The following is a 21,247-nucleotide window of genomic DNA, read 5'->3' on the forward strand; positions in this document are numbered from 1 at the left end:
CTCTTTGAGAGCTTCTAAAACCACTTTGGTCTTGAACTTGGGTGTGAATTTTCTTCGTGTCATAAAACAGTAAATTTAAAGTTATTTTGGAACTTAAATTACTGTCCTAATTTTTGGGGGATGCTCAATTTCACTAATACTCGGCTCCTTAGTTGCATATTTAACCTCAAAAAATGCCCCAATACATCCCAAATCCCCTCCTTTAAAATAAAATTTCTTCATACCGCCTACACTTGATCTGTACTTTACGCCGTCCACATAGTACACATATTTCAAATAGTACGTATAGTTGCTAAATGAAAAGTCTACAACTTTTCCTCGGGTAAAGCGTGTGAGGAATTTAGAGCATCGCTATTCCGTTTATTCACAAAATAATTACCTAAAAAACCGAATATGATCATACCTAAGACTACATACACCCCAAAATAGTTATCCTTATTTTCCACATTATAATTTTTATAAAGACCTCAGAACAAATTCCTTTCGATATAACTTATATTGCAAAATACTATTTAGCACAATTAAAGACAATGCTTAAAACCTACCTATCTATTTTAATTTTAATTATGGTATGCTGTGTCGGTTGCGAAAATAAGACTACCGTCAACTTCCAAATTAAAAACGACACCACTTTTCAGATTGATTCCTTAAATATTGAACCCAATCAAAATCCGGATAAAGTAACTGGTCTTAAACCCAATCAAAATCTGGATTACCAAATCGATATGAGCCATGTCCCAAAAACAGATGGGTCATACTTCCTTTCATTCAGGATGAATGATGAGCAACATCTCAAAAGATTTGGATATTACACCAATGGATGGCCCATTTCAGACCTTTATGAACTTACTATTAAGGCCGATACCATTCTAATTAAGGAAATACCTTAGTAGGGATTCTGCTACTAATTTTTAAGTTCAAAAAAAAATTAGATCACTAATAATCGGGAAAAATGAACAGGTTTACCGGTTATCATCCCTCGCCCCGATACTTTGGGTCGTAATCAATCATCCACTCGATCCCATATTTATCCCAAAATGAGAGCCCCAGAAGCTTTCAGCAAAAGGAACTTCCACCTCACCCGCTTCAGACAGACCCTTAAATAATTTTTCGGCCTCCTCAAGAGTTTCGGCACTAATCGAAATTTTACTTCGGTTTTCCCGAAGATTTAAAGGCCCCAGTCCCGGGTGAATATCACTGGCCATCAGGATATCGCTTTTACCTATAGGTAATGCGATGTGCATAATGCGGTTGCCATCTGCATCATCTATGGGAAAATCAGGATTTGCAGGTACGTCTTTAAAGCGCATCAGCATGGCAAAGTCTCCTCCAAAAATAGATTTATAGAATACAAAGGCTTCCTCGGCATTGCCGTCAAAATGAATGTATGGGTTGATTGATGCCATTTCAGTTCTTGCTTTTGGTTAATTAAGTATCAAGGCTTTACGCTATTCTAAAGATAACAAGCTTTTACAACAGATTTTTAATTTCCTGAAAGAGAATCTTATAACCATGCAAAAACAATTTTGGAGTCAGCATAGCCCCTATTCCAGGTCTGTCAATTAAGTAAATGTGTATTGAACACTTTACCCCTCTAGTTTACCCCAAATACCCCCTGAATAAAAGCTGCTATTTTAGGAAACTTGTATATGAAACAACTAAAAGCTCAACTAAAGCTTTTTCACGATATCGATTTCGCTAACAACTATAACCTATGAAACAACATTACCTTTTTCTATTAGCCATAATTACGCTTAGTCTGACTAACCTGCGCGCTCAGGCCCCTGCATTCCCGGTGCAGACCAGTCTCAATGAAAACCTGCGTACACAAGTGGTATTTGACTGTTCAAAATATACCGTGAAGCTCCACACGCAAAATGCTTCTAATTTCAGTGTTGAATTTCCGGCACAGATTGATGCGGCAACAGGCAGAGGTCTTGACGTATTTTACAAAAACAAATTGGGAAGGGGTTTTAGAACCAGTCTTTCTAAAACTGAATTTAACCTCACAACAGACCTGAATGCTCCACAAAATCTCAGCCTTTCGGTAGATAATGCTCAGAAGCAAACCTATCGTTATGTAGTAGACGGCGATGACCTTCACATTTATCTGGACGGGTATTATTTAACTTCTAAAAAATTAGAGCAGATTTCGGGTTCTGAAAGTGCAAACCCCGTGGCTTACGGACCTGATAATCTTTTGGGTGCCTGGGCCGGAACACCCGGTAACAACTCGGGCAGACCCACTGACTACGGATGGAGCAACAATCAGATCACTTCGATATTCAATACCGCAAATGCCGGCTCTGGTGTAAGGTATATGGATTTGTCTTCGGGACATGTTCTGGACAGCGACGGTTCAACCTTTAACGGACGCCTGATGTATATACGCTGGGATGGTAATGATTACAGTAACTCAACCTACAGCTATCCTATAGATCTTAAGGTAGGTGCTTCTTACGAGTTTTCGTGGTTATATGAGCTTGTCGCTAATACGTCCCCCGGTGCCAAATTGCAGGTAGCTATCTCTTCAGACCAGACAGGAACAAACCAACTCTTCTCAGAAAGCTATACTACTGCTGCTAATTTAAGACTTAGAGAAGGTAAGCTCGCCTTTACTGCACCCGCTAGTGGCAAACACTATCTTACCATTACCGGCGACTGGGGCCTGTACGGTATTGGGCAACTCCATCTCAAGTCAAGCGACCTGATTAACAAATGGGATGGTTTGGCCATTGATCAGGCAGGCAGTCCTGACCAATATGGCTGGACAAGTACCGATGCCGGTATAAACTGGACTACAGCAAACAGCACAGCCGGAGTACGTTATCTTGATGTTACTTCAGGGCACCTTCTCGAAGAAGAGGACGGTAATTTTGAAGGGCGCATTTTAGCCCTTAACTGGGAAAATGTTTCCGGTACGCGCAAGTTTTCCTTTCCTATTGAATTGCAGGCTGATCAAACCTATGAATTCTCAGCTCTTGCGGAAGGCCTCAACGGAACCACAAGCGATTTGACCTGGAGTATTGCCGGCAATTCAGACGGAAGCTCTGTTTTAAAAACAACCTCTTTTCCGGTTTCAGACCGCCTAAAAACCCAGGCGCTTACCTTTACACCTTCGGCAGACGGTACCTTTTTTCTAATTGTTGAGGCAGCTTCAGGAAGCTTTGGACTTGCCAATCTTTCGGTACTGAAAAAAGAAACTGAAGAGCTCATCATCGGAAGAAATCATATTGATGGGACTCTGACTGCTACATTAGATTACATCAACTTTGAGGCAGGCACCTTCGCTCCCAATCCGGTCTCTGCTCCTTCAACGGTAGAGCAAACAATCACTAATCAAAACTTAAGTACCATTAGTTATGCTAAAACCAACTTAAATCTCAGAGGCAATAGCCGGTTGCACCTCAGTAACCTGGTAAATCCCCTCATCAATGCGCAGCTTAATATCAGCGATGATGCTGTTGTATATTTTGACAAGCTTCGCCCTTCGGAAGTTATAGGTTCGGTTTTACAATTTATACGTGTAGACGGGGCCAACGCTATTGAAGGTACAAATGTTTCGGTAAGCGCATCAGGTGCAGGCAGCCGGTTGACAAAGTATGCTTCAGATTACAGTCCGCTTACTGTATATACCGAAGAAAATTATGGCGGACAGTCTCAAACCTTCGTGACTGTGACTCCACATAACAATCTGGGCGATCTGGATAATAAAATTAAGTCTCTCAAGTTGAAGAAAGGCTTTATGGCTACTCTGGCTTCTAATGCAAACGGTACAGGCTACAGCCGGGTTTTTATCGCGGAAGACGAAGATCTCGAAATTCCGGTTTTACAACCGTACTTGTATGAGACCGTTTCTTTTATACGTACCATGAAATGGCACGAAGTAAGCAAAAAAGGTCTTGCCGGCGGAGGTGATGCAGAGCAGGCCGCACTTGATATCACCTGGTACTACAACTGGAACACGGGTATAAACAGTTCTCCAAATATTGAATATGTCCCAATTCGCCAAACGCGCTGGTGGCCAGATCTGGGGCCGGCGAATACCAAAGAAGGCTATACGCATCTTTTGGGTTATAACGAACCGGATCGTCCCGATCAGGCTAATTTAGATGTACAGGGAGCAATTGACGGCTGGCCTGGATTACTTCAGTCTGGTCTCAGACTGGGTTCTCCCGCGACTTCAGATCCTTTTAATCCCTGGCTGGGCGATTTTATGCAAAAGGCTGAAGCTCGCAATTACCGGGTAGATTATATGGCCATACACTGCTATTGGTACAAATCTCCGAGCCAATGGGCAAGCGATCTACAAAACGTCTACAACCGATATAAAAGACCCTTATGGATTACCGAATGGAATATAGGTGCAAACTGGACAGGTAATAATTTCCCGGATGGCCCTCAGGTTCTGACCGACGCCAACGCCCAAAAACATAAAAATGACCTCATCGCAATTCTAGATCTGCTTGACAATACCGATTATGTAGAACGCTATTCCATTTACAATTGGGTAGAGGATGCACGTGCTATGTTTGTGACCATTAACGACGCTTTCAAATCACGAAATCCAAATCACGCAAATTACGAATGGTTAAAAATCGCTCCCGTTGTAGCCAGCTGGGAAGGCGATAGCGGCACCATCAAAGTGGTATTAACCCCGGCCGGGCAATATTATGCCGCTAATGCTTCAGAAAAAGCCTTTAAACCGTCATATGAATACACAACCACCTGGAAACCCCTTGCTCCGGTTTTAGAATATGAAGTTGCCGATGATTACAAGTCCATTGATTTGAAATGGACCGGCAACAATTTTGATCTGATTTCTAAGTATGTTGTAGAACGTAAATTAGAAGGAGAATCAAACTTTTCGGTATTTTTTGAGACCGAAGATTTTACTGTACTTACTAAAGAAGATGGTATACAGGAGAAGGCAGATTACCGCATACGCGCTATTGGCAAAGATGGTGCGGCATCACCCTGGTCAAATGTCGTTCAATTTGTAAAAGAAGAATTGCCACAAGCTCCAACAGGCTTTACCGGTGAAGCACTATCTCCGTTTCGCATTGCATTAAACTGGGAAGCTCCTGCAAATGCAAGTTCGTATGTTTTACAGCGTGCAGCCATCGCAAACGGAACCTATACGGATATTGCCAGCAATTTTTCAGAATTGACGTTTATTGATGAAAATCTTACTGCCTCAACCACTTATTACTACCGTGTGGCAGCTTTAAATACTGCAGGCACAGGTACTTTTACAGAAACACTGGCCGTAACAACGCCGGCAGTGAGCATTCCTGATGCTGTAAACGGCGTTCGTATAGGCGCAGCAGATGCTCAGGTCAGTCTATTTTGGAATGCCCGCTACGATGAAAGTTATTACATCAAACGCGCCAATGCGGCTGATGGTAATTTTGAAAACTTAGCCACGGTTACCGGCACACCGTATGTGGATCAAAATCTCACGAATGGCACATCCTATTTTTATAAAATAGTTCCGTTTACTGCCGCTGGTGAACAGGGAAACAACGAAATCTTCGAAGCTAAACCGCAAGACGGCAGACACCTCCACTTCAATTTTGAGGGTGAAGGCGATAAAGTTCTTGATGTCTGGAATATGAAAGACGCCCGGGCGATGACCACTTTTACCCGTGAAACCGGTGCTAAGCAAAATGCCATACATCTTACCGGCGGCGGTTACATTCAGTTACCTGAAGGGGTTGTAAGCACACTAACTGATTTTACGGTATCCACCTGGATTAAACTGGATCAGCTTTCAAACTGGAATCGTGTTTTCGATTTTGGTACCGGCACAGACAACTGGATGGCGCTTGAGGCCGCTAACGGAAGTGGAAAATTTCAGTACGAAATTGAACATGGCGGCACCCGAAACCGGGTGAGTACCGATCTCACGCTTTCCCTAAATGAATGGATGCACGTGGCAATTGTACAGGCCGGAAATACCGCGACCCTATACGTCAACGGAAATGCTGCCGGAAGTGCTGAAGTAACCTTAAAACCTGCTGATCTTGGGAATACAACAGCAAACTATCTGGGCAAATCACAATACCCGGATCCGCTGTCCCAAATAAGCTATGACGAGTTTAAAATTTTCAATTACGGATTACCTAAAGAAGAAATTGAAAAACTGGCCGACACAGAGCGACTGGGAACTGAGAAAAATTCCTTATCAGATAAAGGCATTCAGCTTTTTAGTGCTAATAGTACACTTTACTGCAATTATTCAGGTGACGAAAGCCCTTCTTACCGTTTGTATACCATTACAGGGCAATTGTTGGGTAATGGCAATCTGGCAAATGGCGTGACAAATACATTGGGGCAATTCAGCTCAGGGATTTATATTTTGCAGGTTGCTACAAACACAAAAACCGAATCTGTAAAAGTGATTGTAAATTAAAAAAAAATCTCAACGCCTTTCTAATCTCCTTAAAACAACAAGCGACCCAAAAGGGTCGCTTGTTTTATAATTCCGGTAAAAATTGCTGATCAACCCAACACCTTCTCCTGCTGATCGAGGATCATATAGGGCTGTCGGTAATAGCGCTTTCCGGTTGCTTTATACATGGCGTTGGCAAAGGCTCCGGCTATCGGTGGTAAACCGGGCTCACCCAGACCGGTGGGTGCAATACCGTTTTCTACAAAAAAGACTTCGATCTCTGCCGGTGCCTCGTTGTTTTTGATGAGGCGGTAGCGGTTAAAGTTTTGCTGCATGGGTTTTCCTTTTTCAAAAGTAAGCTGACTGTAGAGCGCGTGACCCAGACCGTCTACGATTCCGCCTTCAATCTGGTTAAGAGCGCCTTCTTTATTGACCACGATTCCGCAGTCAACAGCGGCCCAAACCTTTTTGATCACGGGATTGCCATCTTCATCTTTAACCAAATCAATTACCTGAGCCACGTAGGAATTGTGGCAGTAATAAGCGGAAACACCGCGGTAAACACCGTCGAGTTCTACGCCCCAATTGCTTTTTTCTTTTACCAGTTTGAGCACGCCGGCATAACGCTCGGGATCGTAATCGTTGCGCTCCCCTACCGGATTGCTGATCGCTTTATCAAAAAGCTCCAGTCTGAACTCTATAGGATCTTTACCCGCTGCTTCAGCCACCTCGTCCAAAAAGGATTGCTCTGCTCCCGCGGTAAAATTAGAACGCGGCGCACGCCAGGCTCCGGTGGAAATCGCGGTTTCCACACCAAAATTTTCTGCTTTGTAATTGCTAACTGTTCCTGCAGGATAGCGGTTTTCAAAAATAGGGCTCTCCGGGATTCCTGAACCCAGGACTTCAAAACCTATCAAATTCTTATCCGCATCAAGCGCTGCACGGTACTTCAGCATATACGAAGGGCGATAGGTTCCCTGAGTCATATCGTCTTCCCGGCTGTAAACCAGTTTTACGGGTTTGCCTATTTTCTGCGAAATCGCTGCCGCTTCCAGTCCGAAATTTCCATACAAACGGCGGCCAAAACCACCTCCCATACGGGTCATATCGACATTTATATTTTCTTCCGGAATATTCAACAGTGCCGAAGCCGATTTGCGCAACGATTCCGGGGTTTGAATAGGCCCAACCAGGTCAGCTTTGTCAGCCTGTACATCGGCAAAAAAGTTCATCGGCTCCATGGTATTGTGGGCTAAAAACGAACCGTAATAGCTGGCCTCAACAATTTTATCTGCTTTCGCGAAAGCGTCATCAGGATCCCCATCCTTACGCTTCACTTCTCCTTTTCCGCTGCTGAAAACTTTTTCGAGTTTCTCCCGATGAGCGGCCGTGTCTTCCAGCTCCTCAACAGTCTCCCAGCTTACCTCAACAGCTTTTTTAGCCTGCATCACCTGCCAGGTGCTGTCACCTACCACGACTACAAGTTCATTAAAAGCATTAACATCAGACCATTGCGGTTTCTCCAGCGTGGTATTAATGGTAAAAACATCGTGAATACCCGGCATCGCCTTAGCCGCCGTGGCATCAAAAGATTTTAGTTTCTGACCGAAAGCCGGCGGATGTATCGGCATCGCGATAAGCGCACCATCACGCATATAATCAAGGCCAAAAAGCGGCTTACCGGTAGCAATGCCCATACCGTCTACGTTCTTAACCGCAGTTCCTATCAATTTAAAGTCGGCAGGATCTTTCAGTTTTACTTCTTCCGGTACCGGAATCATCACGGCATCCTGAATGAGATCGGGATAGGCCACAAACTGATTGGTAGGCAGGTGTTTTACCTGACCGTCTTCCGTGATTAAATCTTCAATGGGGATATCCCATTTTTTAGCCGCTGCGGCTAAAAACAGATGTCTTGCCGAAGCTCCCGCCATACGCAGACCATCCCAGCTGCGGCGTATAGACTGACTACCACCCGCGATTTGGCCCTGATATTTATCGGTATTTAAAGGCGCCTGCTCTACGCTAACCTGATCCCAGGCGACATCAAGCTCTTCGGCCACAATAAGCGGCATCGAGGTTTTTACGTTCTGACCAATCTCCGGGTTTGGTGAAAAAATAGTCACCGTCCCGTCTGTATTCACGCGAATGTACGCGTTGAGATCAAAAGCTTCTTCGGCAGGCTTATTGTCCTGAGCCATACCGCGCAGCCAACTGAACTGCAACATCAGGCCGGCACCTCCCGCCGCCGAAACCTTTAGAAATGATCTGCGATTGTATTTGGTTTTAATAAATGCCATAGTCCTTATTGTTTTTGTGCTGCCAGAGCGATTGCTTTGTTTATTCGTGTGTACGTACCGCAACGGCAGAGGTTTCCGCTCATAGCGGTCTTGATCTCCTCCTCGTTGGGATTGGGATTGCTTTTCAGCAAAGCCGCGGCGCTCATAATCTGTCCCGCCTGGCAATAGCCGCACTGGGGCACATCAACCTCCAGCCAGGCCTGTTGCACAGGATGGTCTGCATTTTCGGATAGACCTTCAATTGTGGTGAGTTGCATAGAGCCGCCCGCAACCGCACTTACAGGAAGCGAACACGAGCGTACCGCGCTTCCGTTTACGTGAATGGTACAGGCTCCGCATTGGCCAATTCCGCAGCCGTATTTGGTTCCTACCAGTTTTAAGTGATCGCGTAGCACCCAGAGAATGGGCGTGTCTGCAGCAACATCAACCTGATGTTCCTGATTGTTAATTGTTAAAGTGTACTGTGGCATAATACGCTGTTTTTACTAGGGTTTAAGGTTAACACCAGAATACCGAAAGCAATCCGATAAGGAAGTTCTGCTAAAATTCAAAAGCCGGTACAGGCGTAGAATTTAAGTGGTTTTCATAGCGCTGCCCTAAGATACACAATCCTGTGACGTTTTTAAAGCAGAAAATTTTAAAGGCTTAATTGTGCGTTGATTAGCGGGAAAGAACTTGCAGGAGTCTGTCGAGAGTTTCGTCCTCATCATCCAGCAGGTGATCGCGTATTTTGAGATCGGGGATCACGCCTTCTTCGGCATCACTCCCATTTACCCGAACGCTTTTCCCTTTTGAAAGTTGAACCACGATACCCGTCTGAGGCAGTTTTACATAAAACACGGAAGCATATAAGGAAGGATAATCGCCGGTCTCCTCGCCTACCAGCGTCGCCCAACCGTAATCCTGAAGCTGACTGGCAGTGACGGCCGCCTGAGAATGCGATTGGCGGTTGATCAGCGCATAGACAGTTCCCGTAAAACGTTGGTTTTCAGGTTTGGGCTCATAAGCTTCAAAGGCGTAATCGTAAATTTCACCATCAGCGTGCGTGAGGGCTTCCTTCCAAAACGCAGCGGTGGTGTCGCGCTCGCTGCGCACATGTTCTTTCAGGGCTTTACTGGTTTTAAGACTGAAGGAGGAATTCCACCGAAAAGGCCGGTCTGCAATATAACTGAGGAGGTAATCGCTCTGGCTGTCATTTCCGCCGGAATTGTTGCGTAAATCGAGAATCAGAGTATCGGTTTTGGTTTTGCGTATTTCGGTAAAGGCCGAATCAACAAAGGCTTTAAATTGTTCCTCATCCCCACTGAAGCTTCCCAATTTCATATAGGCTTTGTTTTGTATAAAGCGGAAATCCTGAACGCCGTCGAGCGTTTCATTTCGCAGGCTTTCATAACCGGAAATACCGGCTACAGCGGGCACTTCAATTAAGACGGACTTCCCATCCTGAAGCGCTTCGACCTGGAAAGACGAAACACTGCCAAACACCTGCCAGTAAATTCTGGGAAAGGAGAAAAGTTCCATCTTCGCGTTTTTTAGATACTCCCGCTCACCGGCCAGATGCGGATGCAGTTTCGCCAATACTTCAGGCATGGGCATCCCATTAATGCTGAGAATTTCAGTCCCGGGACGGAGTGCTTCAGTTGCAGACCAGTTTTTACGCACAAAGCTTTTATCGTCCTCAAAAGTGAGTTCTAACGGAAACACCGTTCCGCCGCCGCTTACATATTCGATATACGACTGCGCAGGAAACGGAATGGAGGTATGCCCCATTTTGACCACATCGACCATTCGCTGAAACAGGTTGGTCGTTTCCAGAAAATTCAGGGAATCTCTTTTAATTTCAGATTTTAAACCATCGTAAACCGAATCAAATTCAGCCTTGGTAGTATAGGCATACGCGTTGTAATTGGCATTGATGAGCAAGTTTTTGAGCTCGTTCAAATCTTCAGCAACCTGTTGCTTTGAAAATCGGGATTGTGCGTTTGCCGAAATCAGAAACAAAGACACTAAAATGAAAAACAGAAGTTTACGCATAGCTGAACCTTAGATGTATTCGGCTAAAAATAGCATTTATTGGCGAATAGAATCGCCTTTAAAAATCTGAAACTCCAGCAGACTTGATGTTGAAAAAGATTCCAGATTGGCGTTTGTCTCGTTTTTAAGGTGTCGGTCAAAAAAGGCTGTGACCAGATCGCTTACGATGTGGATACCTTCTTCAGCATCAATGCTTCCGGTGCCTGCCAAAGCCGAAACAGGAACCATAAACGGAATGTCCATAAAATTGGGATGCCCGGAATTCAGCAATTTGGCCTCGTAAAAATAGTCGGTACTTTTTTTGAGGTAAATATGTGCGTTCAGGTCTTCGTGCTCCGCAGGCCAGTCTGCCGAAACGTACAAAAACGGCTTTTGAAACAGGGTATCTATTTTAGTTCCCCATTGAATGCCGTCGAGATTGGCTCCGGCTTTAATGCGTGCATCTGAAAGGCTAAGCCTGCCCGCCGCTCCCCCACCAACCGAATGCCCAAAAGCACCTACCTGATTGAGATTCATCTTGTTCTTCAAAAACCCACTGCTATTCCATTGCGGTAAACGATCTAAAACCTCCTGCATATCCTGCACCCAACGCTCCTGGATATCGCCTTCAAAATAGTCTTGCACGGCATCGCGTACAATCTTTTGGCGCTGCTCAAAGGAGATCGAATCGCGAAAAGCCTGCTGAATGGGTGTAATGGTTTCCATCTGATTTGCGGCAATTTGTCTTTGATACTCGTAATCGAAATACACTTCACTCCCATCCGGAAAGGTAGTTCCCAGGCTTTCATAGGTGTGATTCATAGTGATGACGATATAGCCTTGGCTGGCGATTTCACTCAATAAAGCATAATACCCGGTGGCCTTGGAGCCGTAGCCGTGCGAAAAAATCAAAACCGGGAAGCGTCCTTCGGCAAATGGAGCTTCGGGATGCACATAGGTCTTCACATAATCCAGATAATTAAGCGCCGAAGCAGGCAGGCCGTATTTCAACGCAAAAGCATCGCGACCGGCACCCGGGACATAGGTTTCAGTTGGCGCATCATCTGCAATCGCGGGATACCAGACTTTGAGCATGAGTTGGCGTTTGTCTTCTAGATTCTCTGTGATTGGTTCAGGTTTGTTGGTTTCCAGATGTATGTTTTTTGAGCCTACGGCGAAAGGTCCGCGGGGCTCGGGCAATTTAAAAACCGGCAAAACCAGTGGCAACACCCAGGCCGGGACCAGCAATAACAGATATCCCAGACCTCTCAACACGGATAGCGCTGAAAATCGAAACGGATTTTCTGCATTTGCAAATCTTATGCGTACGGCTAAAATCACGATAAGTAGATAGCCCGGAAGCAATTGCCAACGATAGCCTTCAACGACCAACTGGAGGATTATCAAAACAGCGAGTCCGCCTATCAAATAATAAGAACTGAATTTACGGGCTAAAAATTTCCAGCAAAACGGTAAAATGGTGAGCGATACGAGCAGTATGATTTCAAATAGACGCATAGAACTACTTTAAAGGTTTGAATACCTTACAAAAGTATCAGGTAGACCTTAGCGATGCCATGTGGAATCCCCTGCTAATGCGGTTGTTTGTCGCTGGGATAGGGAGTTTGTGCTCTATTTGCTTCCTTCTAAAGTATTCTGAAGCTCCTCACTTAGAGTTTTATCAATCAAATCATTCAGGACCCCCGTTTCAAAATTGTATTTTTTAATACGGGTGGGCTCATTGAATTCGGTATAGCGACCATCTTCATTTTTATCTATACCAAATGATAAAATTAAATCTTTAGTGTTATACAGAAAGTCATATTGGTAGGCGTCCATTCCGCTCTGCGAAATAGTTTTTAATTCGTTCTGTGCAAACGAATAAACATACAATGAGGAAAGATCCTGCAGGTTTATGACCCCGTCTTTGTAGGTGTCTGAATTGGAAGCCTGAATCAGAATTAAAATATCATCTTCAAAATACTCGGTACGGATGTTATTGAAATTGATACGCTTTTCAAATAACTTATTGGTAGTCTGGGATTTTGCATCATAGAGCAGCAGATTATTGAATTTACCATAAAAATTAGCAGAGTACCTCTCGTCTTCATTTTCATAATAATCAGACGAGCTTGCCATCGCCTTTAATAATCCGCTGTTAATATCTTCTTCCTCTTCCAGATTTTTATGAGAAACCGGAATCATATAAATAGAATTGACGGTATCAACCAGTTTCGGGGTATTATAAGAAATCACCTGTTGCCTCTTCTGTTTACGCTGCAACTCTTCAATTTTCTCGTCAGATAATATGCCTGTTTCCTCGGGGTAGTTGTTTCGTCGCATATCATTTATGGTATATACGAGAAAGGAAAAGAGCGCAATTAATAGAAAAATCACGGCAACACTACCCAATATCGCTAACAAACGTTTGTTATAAGTTTCCAGTTTCATACTACTTATTCTTTTTATCCAGGTTGATCCAAATCCTTAGCACGAACAACAATCGTTCTTCCCCATAAATCTCCTAAACGCTGGCGTTTAGCTGTGTTTTTTATTGTAATGATCCCAACAAGCCCAAAAAAGCTCATATCAATTACATCGCAAAAATGTCTTTTGAAGGATTCGCCAAAAGTGAGCTTACGATTTCTCCCATTTTGCGGGATGGCTCTTAAGCCTGCAATCGTATTACCTACAGTTGCGCCCAACCAAATCTCTACTCCGATAGTCATTAAAAACCAGAATATAACAGGTACCAAAGCAGGCAGTCCTTCGATGGAGTAATTCGCTTCTTCATCAGGTGTACCAAAAGAAAATAAATACGTAAGGAAGAATGCATATATCAGGGTATAGTCGATAAGTCCTGCAAGAATGCGATATCGTATATTAGATTTTGGGGGTATTTCCATTGTTGAGTCCATTCAAAACTAAAGGCAAAATATTCTTTATTTTTTGTTTTGAATTATGGAATTCCATAAAACTTCACAAATAGCCTTTGCGGATAAGGACTCATCTAAATGCATAAGACAATCTGCTACACGGCTTTTATCAATCAATACCTACTTCATAAATTCATATTTCGTATTTCCTACTTTCCTTAAGAGCCTTTAAAGTATTCAGTTGAAGCGAAGCGAAAACCTATCCCGGTGGTTAACATTCATTTATCATCTGCAGACCACTAATTGGACTAACTTTGGCGCCTATGAAAAAGATTATGAACCCCACCTTGCTGGTGACAGGCCTTTTGCTTTGCTTCAGCTTTTCTGCCTTTGCACAGGAATCTCCGGAAGATTCCCGCAAAAAAGGCTTTATCACCCGGTACATCAATAAAATCTTTAACGATACCGTTTCGCAGGAAAAATCACAATTTCTCTTTTATCCGGTTATGGGCGTTCGTCCTGAAACGGGTTTAGAATTTGGTGTTGTGCCTTTAATGGTTTTTTATGCCAATGAAGACACCAATAACAGGCTTAGCGAAATCAACGCCTATGCCTTTTTTACGTTTAATGGCCAGTACGGCCTGCGCATCAACCACGCCATTTACTCAGATCAGGACAAATGGTTTTTTCTGGGAGACCTTGATTTTGAACAGTTCCCTTTGAAATATTATGGTATTGGCAATGACGTTCCCGAAGACAATATCGCTATCGTAGATGCGACGCAGATTCAGATTAAAGAGCGCGTATTACGCAAGGTTCTTGACAACTTTTACATTGGCCTGGAAACCGATTTCAGAAGTCTTACCAACGTAAGTTTTGAGTCTCCCGAAGACAGCGATCAACCTCTGTATATCGAGTTACCTTTTGGCGCAGGCGGCTCAACCAATTTTGGTATGGGTATAGGCTTTGTATATGATGAGCGCCATAACGTCCTCAACGAACGCGATGCCTTTTTTAGTGAATTTGCCTATCTCAATTACAATCCGTTTTGGCAAAGTGATGTCAAATACCAACTTATAACTTCAGACAGCCGCTTTTTTACCCCGGTTGGCAAAAACGACGTTCTGGCCGCACAGCTGATCGGTCAGTTTAACTTTGGAGGTGATGTGCCTTTTAATCAGTTGTCCTATCTGGGCGGTGAAAGCATTATGCGGGGGTATTTTGACGGAAGGTTTAGAGACCGAAATCAGATTGCCGCTCAGGTTGAATACCGCTTTCTACCGCTCAAACTGGGTTTTAGCAATCGCATTGGGGCAACTGTTTTTACCGGTGTGGGCGAGGTTTTTGACGGTTGGAATGAAATCCAGATGAACAACCTGAAATGGTCTGCCGGGGCCGGGGCTCGCTTTCTTCTTTTTCAGCAAAAAGACATCTTTATACGCTTTGACTATGCGTTTACACGAGACGGAAGCAATTTTTACCTGAGTATTGGAGAGGCGTTCTAGAGCCTGAAATACTACATTTTTAAATACACCTGACCCGAAACAGCAGGCATTAGTCACTTAATTTGTAACTTCGGTTTTCCCGCAAAGCAGCAAAAAAACAGTGATGAAAATCCTCCATACCGCCGACTGGCACATCGGCAAAAAGCTACATAAACACTACCTCCACGAAGACTTTGAGCGCTTTATAACCTGGTTGCTCACCTGCATACAGGAACATCAGGTTGAAGTGGTTTTGATTTCGGGTGACGTGTTTGACCTGGCCAATCCTTCAGCCGAAGCACGCAGGCAGTACTATTTGGCACTCAAAAAACTGAGCAACCTCAATTGCAAAATCATCATTACCGGCGGCAATCACGACTCACCCTCGATGCTGGACGCGCCTCGTGAAATACTCGAAGCCCTTAACGTACACATCATCGGCGGGATGCCTCAGGATCCCGCTCAATGTCTCATCCCTATCCGCAATAAAGCAGGTGAAGTCGAACTGGTTGTGGCAGCGATTTCGTTTTTGCGGGATAGTGATCTGCGCGCTGCCGAAGAAGGGGTGAGCTATGACACCCGTATTGAAGCCATTCGCAAAGGCATTGAAGCCGTGTTTGCGCAGGCAGCCGCGCTTTGTAAACAGCGATTTCCGGGTCTTCCAGTGATCGCAATGGGGCATCTGTATGCCGCAGGCATCGAGTCCTCCGAAAGCGAGCGCGACATTCAAATAGGGAATCAGGCGGCTTTTCAGGCAAGTCAGTTTGGTGACTATTTCAGCTATGTGGCATTAGGCCATATTCACAAACCGCAACGCATCAACGCGGCAATTCCCGCCTTTTACAGCGGCTCGCCATTACCCCTTTCGTTTAGTGAACGAAAAGATGAAAAACGCGTACTACTATTGGATACTGAGGCTGGTTTTGAGCCGAAAAGCCTGGCTATCCCTGCTTTTCGCAAGCTGATAAAAGTGAGTGGTACTTTAGACCAAATCAAAGCCAAACTGAGCATACTTTCCGCCGAAGGCGAACTCACCAATCTGATTGAAGTCGAGCTGCTCGAAGAAGATTTTGACGCGAGGCTCATAAGCGAATTGGACGATCTCGTGACGCAGTTTGACAAGCCCGGAATGGAGATCGTTAAGCATCGTGCGAGCTTTAAAAACCGACTTCGCGAAACCGGAAAACTCTTTGATTCGCACCAAAAGCTTGAAGATTTAAAACCCCGGGAAGTTTTTGCCAAAATGCTGGAGCAAAACAGTTATGATGCCGAAACCAAAGCCGAAGTGACCCGCGCCTTTCAGGAACTGGTAGAACAGATAACCAATGCAGACCCCGCTTAGCCCGAAAGCCTGCAAGAGCTGAATAAAAACCTGAAACTGCTGCGATAACACCATTTAAAAGCGATGAAATTATTAAAAATTGATTTTCAAAACATCAATTCCCTTCGTGGGGAACATCATATCGATTTTACCCAGGAACCCTTTCTGCAAAACAGTCTGTTTGCGATCACGGGACCTACCGGAAGCGGTAAAACCACGATTCTCGATGTGATCTCGCTGGCGCTTTTCAATCAGGTGCCGCGTCTGGGTAAAATGAGTACTAACGAAATCCTGAAAAAAGGTGCGATCCTTACCCGCAATCAGAGCGAAGCTTTCGCCAAAGTAACCTACCGTTGCAAAGCCGGTATTTTTGCTTCTACCTGGTCTATCTCTACCGCCCGCACCGGAAATTTACGGGACTACCATATGGAGCTCGAAAATCTGGAAAGCGGTGCACTTTTAGACCTCAAAAAATCGGATGTGCCCGCTAAGAATGAAGAACTCATCGGGCTGAGCTACGATCAGTTTATCAAAAGTGTGGTATTGGCTCAGGGCGAGTTTGCCAAGTTTCTTCAGGTGCCCAAAAAAGAACGCGGGGCTTTGCTCGAGAAAATAACCGGCACCGAAATCTACCGCCGTATTGGGCAGGAAGTGTTTCTGAAAAACAAAGAACGTGCAGCTGCTATTGATGCTAAAAAGGGCAAAATTGAAACCTATAAAGAGCAATTATTAGACGAGGAAGTTTATAAACTGAAGCAAACCGAAGCCGAAAAACTACAGCAGGCACGTGAAGCAATTAAGTCGAAACTGGAACGTCTGGGTAAGGAAATCGACCTAAAAACCAAGCTACAGCAGGAAGAAGCCGAGCTGGCTAAAACCGAAAACGAACTTAAGGAGCTACGAGTCCGCCAGCAGGAATTTGATGCCGAAAAAGGACTTAAACTGAAGCGGCATCAGGAGATTCAGGTATTTAGCGACGACCTCAACACCTGGCAAAGCCTTACCGAAAAAGTCAAAGACAAGCAAAGCGAAATCACGACAGCAAGCAAGGCGATCAAAACTGCTGAAGCAGAACGCAACCGACTTAAACATGAAATCAGCGAAATGTTTAAACTGGATGTTTCATCTGAAAATTTTTCAGAAAAGCTGGAAGTTTACAAAAGCGAATTACGTAAGCTGATAGCGGAGCGCAATACCATCGCCACCAGTTTTACCAATACCAAAACCCATCTCAAAAGTCTGGCATCGCCACTTCATTTTGACAGCGATCCTTCCGACTCTACTGCATTTGAGGCTGAAGTAAAGCGAAACCTAACCAGTAAACAGAAAACGTACGAGGAGCTTGAAACCCGTTTTGATCTCAAGAATCAGGCGGTAAGCGATAAAAAGGAAAAACTTCAACAACAACTGAAGCAATTGCGCCAGACTGAAAAAAGCGCCACTGCAATAGAGCATCTCAAGAGCGTCCTGCAGGAACGGCAAACCGAAGCCACACAAATCACAGAGCAACAAAAAGGTTTGCCTGAACAGCTGCATGTGTTAAAGACTCAGATCGAACTCAAAGAAGCTCAGCTCGAGGCTAAACAACAAAAATTGGAGATCGAGAATCTGCAAAAGCAACTCAGTGATTACCGCCGTGAATTAATCGATAATGAGCCCTGTCCCCTCTGTGGTGCGCTGCATCATCCGTATTCTGAAGATCTTTCGTTAGCAGAAAACGGACTCAAAACGGCAATTGACGTGCTAAAGCAGGAACTTAACGAGTTATCCCAAAAACGTATGGCCACCGAAACCTCGCTAAGCCAACTGGAAAAGCAGGAAAAACTCATTCAGGAGCGCATCAGCCTGGGGACTGCCCAGCTTAAAACCGAGCAGGAAAACTTTGATAGGGAATTTAAAGACCTTTTAAAAGAAGTTTCCGCAGGCAGTTTTAAAGATCTTGAAAACAGCCTTGAAGAACAGGAACGCCAGCTTAATCAGGCTGAAAACCTGCAAAATGAACTCAAGCTGTTGCACACCTTAAAAAGTCAGACCGAAGATCTGAATACGCTCCTAAAACAGGGAAAACATGTTTCTCATGAAATCGAAAAACACTTTACGGGGAAAATTTCAGAATTCGAGCATAAGATCAACAGCATCGAAATCGCCTGGAACCGCAATGAGCAAAACCTGCAACAGCAACAGCAGCTTTTAAAAGCAGCCGAGGCTACAGCGAAACAAGTACAGGAGCAGTTGAGCAAATTGAGCGAAAAGCTGACTGCTGCACTACAACAAAAGGGCTACGACTTCATCGAAAAGGCTTTACAACAGCGCTTACCGGCAGGAGAAGCACAGGCATTGGCTAACGAGCATCAAAATTTACAAAATGCCTTGCTTCGCCTTAATACCTTACACGCCAAACTTAAAGAAGCTATTGCCGGCCTAAAAGAAACCGCCGGTGAAATACCTCTCGAGGAACTGAAACAACAGCAGCACGAGAATAATGAAGCCCTAACAAAAAATGAAACGGCATTTAATGAGGTTTCGCGATTGCTTAAAAACCAAAAACAAAACCTAGAAGCCATTGAGCAACTGCAGCAGGAAATAAAGACCAGTATTGAAGAATCCAGACACTGGTACATTCTCAAGGAATTAATCGGCGACTCTAAAGGAGACAAATTCAACAATTTCGCTCAGGATCTTACCTTACAGCAATTACTGCTTTTGGCCAATAAACGTCTGATGCAACTTACAGACCGCTATCGTATTGATCAGCCGGGTGATGAAGAAGACGATAGTCTGGTTGCCATTGATGAGCATATGGGCGGGCAACGCCGCTCCATCAAAACCCTGAGCGGTGGCGAGACTTTTATTTTGAGTCTGGCGCTGGCATTGGCCTTGTCTGATTTGGCTTCGCGAAATATTGAAATCAACAGCCTTTTTATTGATGAAGGTTTTGGCACCCTCGACCCGGAAACCCTTGATCAAACCCTCGATACCCTTGAAGTGCTACAAGCAGAATCGTCCAAAATGATTGGAGTTATCAGCCACGTAGACAGTCTGAAAGAGCGTATCGCCACCCAAATTCAGCTTACGCAGAACGGACAGGGATATAGCACCTTAAAGGTGGTTTGATAAATTCTTTAATATTAAAATAATGAATAAGCAATTAGACTCCATTACATTTCACCACAAGAAAACCCCATTAATGATAAGGTTTTTTCTAGGTTTATTAGTGTTGGTCTGCGCGCTTATTCCGATAATTGTTTTGACTGTGGTAGCTCTCAATCGTAAAGGTCTGCATATTGGTATTTTTCTTGCCTTCTTCCTTTTTTGGGGACTTGGCTTTATGATATTGCGCATCTTTTTATGGAATTCTTTCGGAAAAGAAATTCTTTATCTTCAAAAAGATAAAATTATATACTTGGCAGATTATAAATACTTCAGAGATGCTCGACAGGAAATTGAGATTGAAGAGCTAGAAGCAGAAATTGTTTATAGTGAAACAACTAATGGAGCAGGAACTCTTCGACTAAAAAACGGAAAAACAACAATTGATACCGTGTTGGAAACTCCTTTGGAAAACCTGCTAAATCAATTGTATAAAATCCAAAATGTATATAATTCCTAGCTAAAACATCTCTAGTATCTGAACTAATTAAAATCACGAAAAACGGATAGGGATATAGCACGCTCAAGGTGGTTTAGATATTTAATTTTATATTGCTCGGATAATAATCTTTCTATGCAGAATTATCTTTTCGCCGTTTTATGTTTATTCTTTTTTGTTCAATGTGAATCAGTTTCTGAGAATACTATAGATAACTCTCCGGAAACTGTTAAGCTTCTAAAAACCTACGAGAAGTCAGGAGAAAGTAACTATAAGATTGAGTTGTTTTACAATGAAGATCAAACACTAGATTACGCCATATCTACATCCAATGAGTTTGAAGATTTTATCAGGGAATATATTTATGAAGATGGTCTTTTGATGCGCTCAGAAAAAAGGGATATAAATGCTGTTTATGACGACTATTTTGAGGAATATATTTACGAAAATGGAGTACTTGTGAAGCGTAAAGACATTTACAATGAAAACTTTTTAGATGAAACCTTTCAATTTACGATTCTAAATAATCGTATTCAGGATATTGCTTATTACGCACAGGATAACCCGGACTTACGAAGTATTTATGTGTATAACTATGATGCCTCCGGTAATTTAGTTTTAGAAGAAACAGTTGTTGATTCAAATACCGAATCTGAAATTCAGTATACATACGATGATAAGATAAATCCCTTTAGACATCTTAAACCACATTTTTTATTGTGGGAAGATTTTCCTTCGAGAGTAAATAATGTTTTGTCTTCTAAACGAATAAATTTATCAGACAACAGGGTTATTTGGGAAGAAAACTACACCTATACCTACGATTCAGACGGTTATCCCGTTACTCAGGAAGATGGCGTCAGTATAATAACTTTCACCTACTATTAAAAAAAGGCTGTCTAAAAAGCAAGCCGTGTCATATTGAGCTTGTCTAAATATTTTCAACTTACTGATTATCAAAATCGGTTTCGACAGGCTCAACCTGACAACTCAAGTTATTAAGACTTTTTAGAAAGCCTCTTAGCACTAATGATATAGCTTGTTATTTAGCCTCCGCTATAAATTACCGCTGCATTTTTTCCATTTTATGGTCAGTCGTTTAACCGCTCGAAAAGCGCCTTCCGGGTTAGTCTTTGTTTAGCAAGCCTTAAAAGGGATGCTGCGGCTGTTAAGTCCTGTTCAATCGCTGGCCATTACAATCGATTAGGCGATTTAAGTTTACCTGAAAAAACTCAGGCCTGCTAATAAATGCATACTTCCCGATAATCGA

At 43.5% G+C, this 21,247-nt stretch carries 14 protein-coding genes; 7 read left to right on the plus strand and 7 right to left on the minus strand.

Annotated features, from left to right (window positions below; genetic code table 11):
* Window positions 1–530: 530 nt before the first annotated feature.
* Window positions 531–890: a hypothetical protein gene (locus LLW17_RS17410; protein ID WP_228231569.1), complete on the plus strand. Its 360-nt coding sequence runs from the start codon at window positions 531–533 to the stop codon at window positions 888–890.
* A 117-nt stretch (window positions 891–1,007) separates the two neighbouring features.
* On the opposite strand, the gene LLW17_RS17415 is transcribed toward LLW17_RS17410, so the two are convergent.
* Window positions 1,008–1,406 carry a VOC family protein gene (locus tag LLW17_RS17415; RefSeq protein WP_228231570.1) on the minus strand — a complete coding sequence of 133 codons (399 nt, stop codon included), beginning with the start codon at window positions 1,404–1,406 and terminating at the stop codon, window positions 1,008–1,010.
* Window positions 1,407–1,714: 308 nt separating this feature from the next.
* Between LLW17_RS17415 and LLW17_RS17420 the strand changes: the two genes are divergently transcribed.
* Window positions 1,715–6,415 carry a glycosyl hydrolase gene (locus LLW17_RS17420; RefSeq protein ID WP_228231571.1) on the plus strand — a complete coding sequence of 1,567 codons (4,701 nt, stop codon included), beginning with the start codon at window positions 1,715–1,717 and terminating at the stop codon, window positions 6,413–6,415.
* Window positions 6,416–6,504: 89 nt separating this feature from the next.
* On the opposite strand, the gene LLW17_RS17425 is transcribed toward LLW17_RS17420, so the two are convergent.
* The 6 genes from LLW17_RS17425 to LLW17_RS17450 all read right to left on the minus strand — a co-directional run bounded on the left by LLW17_RS17425 (window position 6,505) and on the right by LLW17_RS17450 (window position 13,613).
* On the minus strand, window positions 6,505–8,694 hold the full coding sequence (locus LLW17_RS17425; RefSeq protein ID WP_228231572.1) for a molybdopterin cofactor-binding domain-containing protein: 2,190 nt from the start codon (window positions 8,692–8,694) through the stop codon (window positions 6,505–6,507).
* A 5-nt stretch (window positions 8,695–8,699) separates the two neighbouring features.
* Window positions 8,700–9,164, minus strand: coding sequence for a (2Fe-2S)-binding protein (locus LLW17_RS17430; RefSeq protein WP_228231573.1), 465 nt, complete (start codon window positions 9,162–9,164; stop codon window positions 8,700–8,702).
* A gap of 190 nt (window positions 9,165–9,354) precedes the next feature.
* Complete coding sequence (locus LLW17_RS17435) at window positions 9,355–10,728, minus strand: S41 family peptidase (protein ID WP_228231574.1); 1,374 nt, start codon at window positions 10,726–10,728, stop codon at window positions 9,355–9,357.
* Between the two features lie 36 nt (window positions 10,729–10,764).
* Window positions 10,765–12,225, minus strand: a complete 1,461-nt coding sequence (locus tag LLW17_RS17440; protein WP_228231575.1) for an alpha/beta hydrolase family protein — start codon at window positions 12,223–12,225, stop codon at window positions 10,765–10,767.
* A 114-nt stretch (window positions 12,226–12,339) separates the two neighbouring features.
* On the minus strand, window positions 12,340–13,158 hold the full coding sequence (locus tag LLW17_RS17445) for a hypothetical protein (RefSeq protein ID WP_228231576.1): 819 nt from the start codon (window positions 13,156–13,158) through the stop codon (window positions 12,340–12,342).
* A 14-nt stretch (window positions 13,159–13,172) separates the two neighbouring features.
* Window positions 13,173–13,613: an RDD family protein gene (locus LLW17_RS17450; protein ID WP_228231577.1), complete on the minus strand. Its 441-nt coding sequence runs from the start codon at window positions 13,611–13,613 to the stop codon at window positions 13,173–13,175.
* 293 nt (window positions 13,614–13,906) lie between these two features.
* On the opposite strand from LLW17_RS17450, the gene LLW17_RS17455 reads away from it, so the two are divergent.
* The 5 genes from LLW17_RS17455 (at window position 13,907) to LLW17_RS17475 (ending at window position 20,865) form a co-directional block, all read left to right on the plus strand.
* Window positions 13,907–15,088, plus strand: coding sequence for a BamA/TamA family outer membrane protein (locus LLW17_RS17455; protein ID WP_228231578.1), 1,182 nt, complete (start codon window positions 13,907–13,909; stop codon window positions 15,086–15,088).
* Between the two features lie 103 nt (window positions 15,089–15,191).
* The gene (locus LLW17_RS17460) at window positions 15,192–16,409 is read left to right on the plus strand and encodes an exonuclease SbcCD subunit D C-terminal domain-containing protein (protein WP_228231579.1); all 1,218 of its coding nucleotides are present in this window, start codon (window positions 15,192–15,194) and stop codon (window positions 16,407–16,409) included.
* A 63-nt stretch (window positions 16,410–16,472) separates the two neighbouring features.
* Window positions 16,473–19,502, plus strand: coding sequence for an AAA family ATPase (locus tag LLW17_RS17465; protein WP_228231580.1), 3,030 nt, complete (start codon window positions 16,473–16,475; stop codon window positions 19,500–19,502).
* A gap of 22 nt (window positions 19,503–19,524) precedes the next feature.
* Entirely contained in the window at window positions 19,525–19,998 is a 474-nt protein-coding gene (locus tag LLW17_RS17470) for a hypothetical protein (RefSeq protein ID WP_228231581.1), read from the plus strand.
* Window positions 19,999–20,112: 114 nt separating this feature from the next.
* Window positions 20,113–20,865, plus strand: a complete 753-nt coding sequence (locus tag LLW17_RS17475) for a hypothetical protein (protein ID WP_228231582.1) — start codon at window positions 20,113–20,115, stop codon at window positions 20,863–20,865.
* Window positions 20,866–21,247 lie beyond the last annotated feature (382 nt).

It is taken from the genome of Leeuwenhoekiella parthenopeia (assembly GCF_020782115.1).
In the GTDB taxonomy this organism is placed as follows: Bacteria; Bacteroidota; Bacteroidia; order Flavobacteriales; family Flavobacteriaceae; genus Leeuwenhoekiella; species Leeuwenhoekiella parthenopeia.

Bases quoted from the DNA above. Each gene is read 5' to 3' on its own strand.
- LLW17_RS17455 (WP_228231578.1), top strand. From the start codon at position 13,907: ATGAAAAAGATTATGAACCCCACCTTGCTGGTGACAGGCCTTTTGCTT.
- LLW17_RS17425 (WP_228231572.1), bottom strand. From the start codon at position 8,694: ATGGCATTTATTAAAACCAAATACAATCGCAGATCATTTCTAAAGGTT.
- LLW17_RS17420 (WP_228231571.1), top strand. From the start codon at position 1,715: ATGAAACAACATTACCTTTTTCTATTAGCCATAATTACGCTTAGTCTG.
- LLW17_RS17430 (WP_228231573.1), bottom strand. From the start codon at position 9,164: ATGCCACAGTACACTTTAACAATTAACAATCAGGAACATCAGGTTGAT.
- LLW17_RS17410 (WP_228231569.1), top strand. From the start codon at position 531: ATGCTTAAAACCTACCTATCTATTTTAATTTTAATTATGGTATGCTGT.
- LLW17_RS17475 (WP_228231582.1), top strand. From the start codon at position 20,113: ATGCAGAATTATCTTTTCGCCGTTTTATGTTTATTCTTTTTTGTTCAA.
- LLW17_RS17415 (WP_228231570.1), bottom strand. From the start codon at position 1,406: ATGGCATCAATCAACCCATACATTCATTTTGACGGCAATGCCGAGGAA.
- LLW17_RS17470 (WP_228231581.1), top strand. From the start codon at position 19,525: ATGAATAAGCAATTAGACTCCATTACATTTCACCACAAGAAAACCCCA.
- LLW17_RS17450 (WP_228231577.1), bottom strand. From the start codon at position 13,613: ATGGAAATACCCCCAAAATCTAATATACGATATCGCATTCTTGCAGGA.
- LLW17_RS17440 (WP_228231575.1), bottom strand. From the start codon at position 12,225: ATGCGTCTATTTGAAATCATACTGCTCGTATCGCTCACCATTTTACCG.
- LLW17_RS17445 (WP_228231576.1), bottom strand. From the start codon at position 13,158: ATGAAACTGGAAACTTATAACAAACGTTTGTTAGCGATATTGGGTAGT.
- LLW17_RS17465 (WP_228231580.1), top strand. From the start codon at position 16,473: ATGAAATTATTAAAAATTGATTTTCAAAACATCAATTCCCTTCGTGGG.
- LLW17_RS17435 (WP_228231574.1), bottom strand. From the start codon at position 10,728: ATGCGTAAACTTCTGTTTTTCATTTTAGTGTCTTTGTTTCTGATTTCG.
- LLW17_RS17460 (WP_228231579.1), top strand. From the start codon at position 15,192: ATGAAAATCCTCCATACCGCCGACTGGCACATCGGCAAAAAGCTACAT.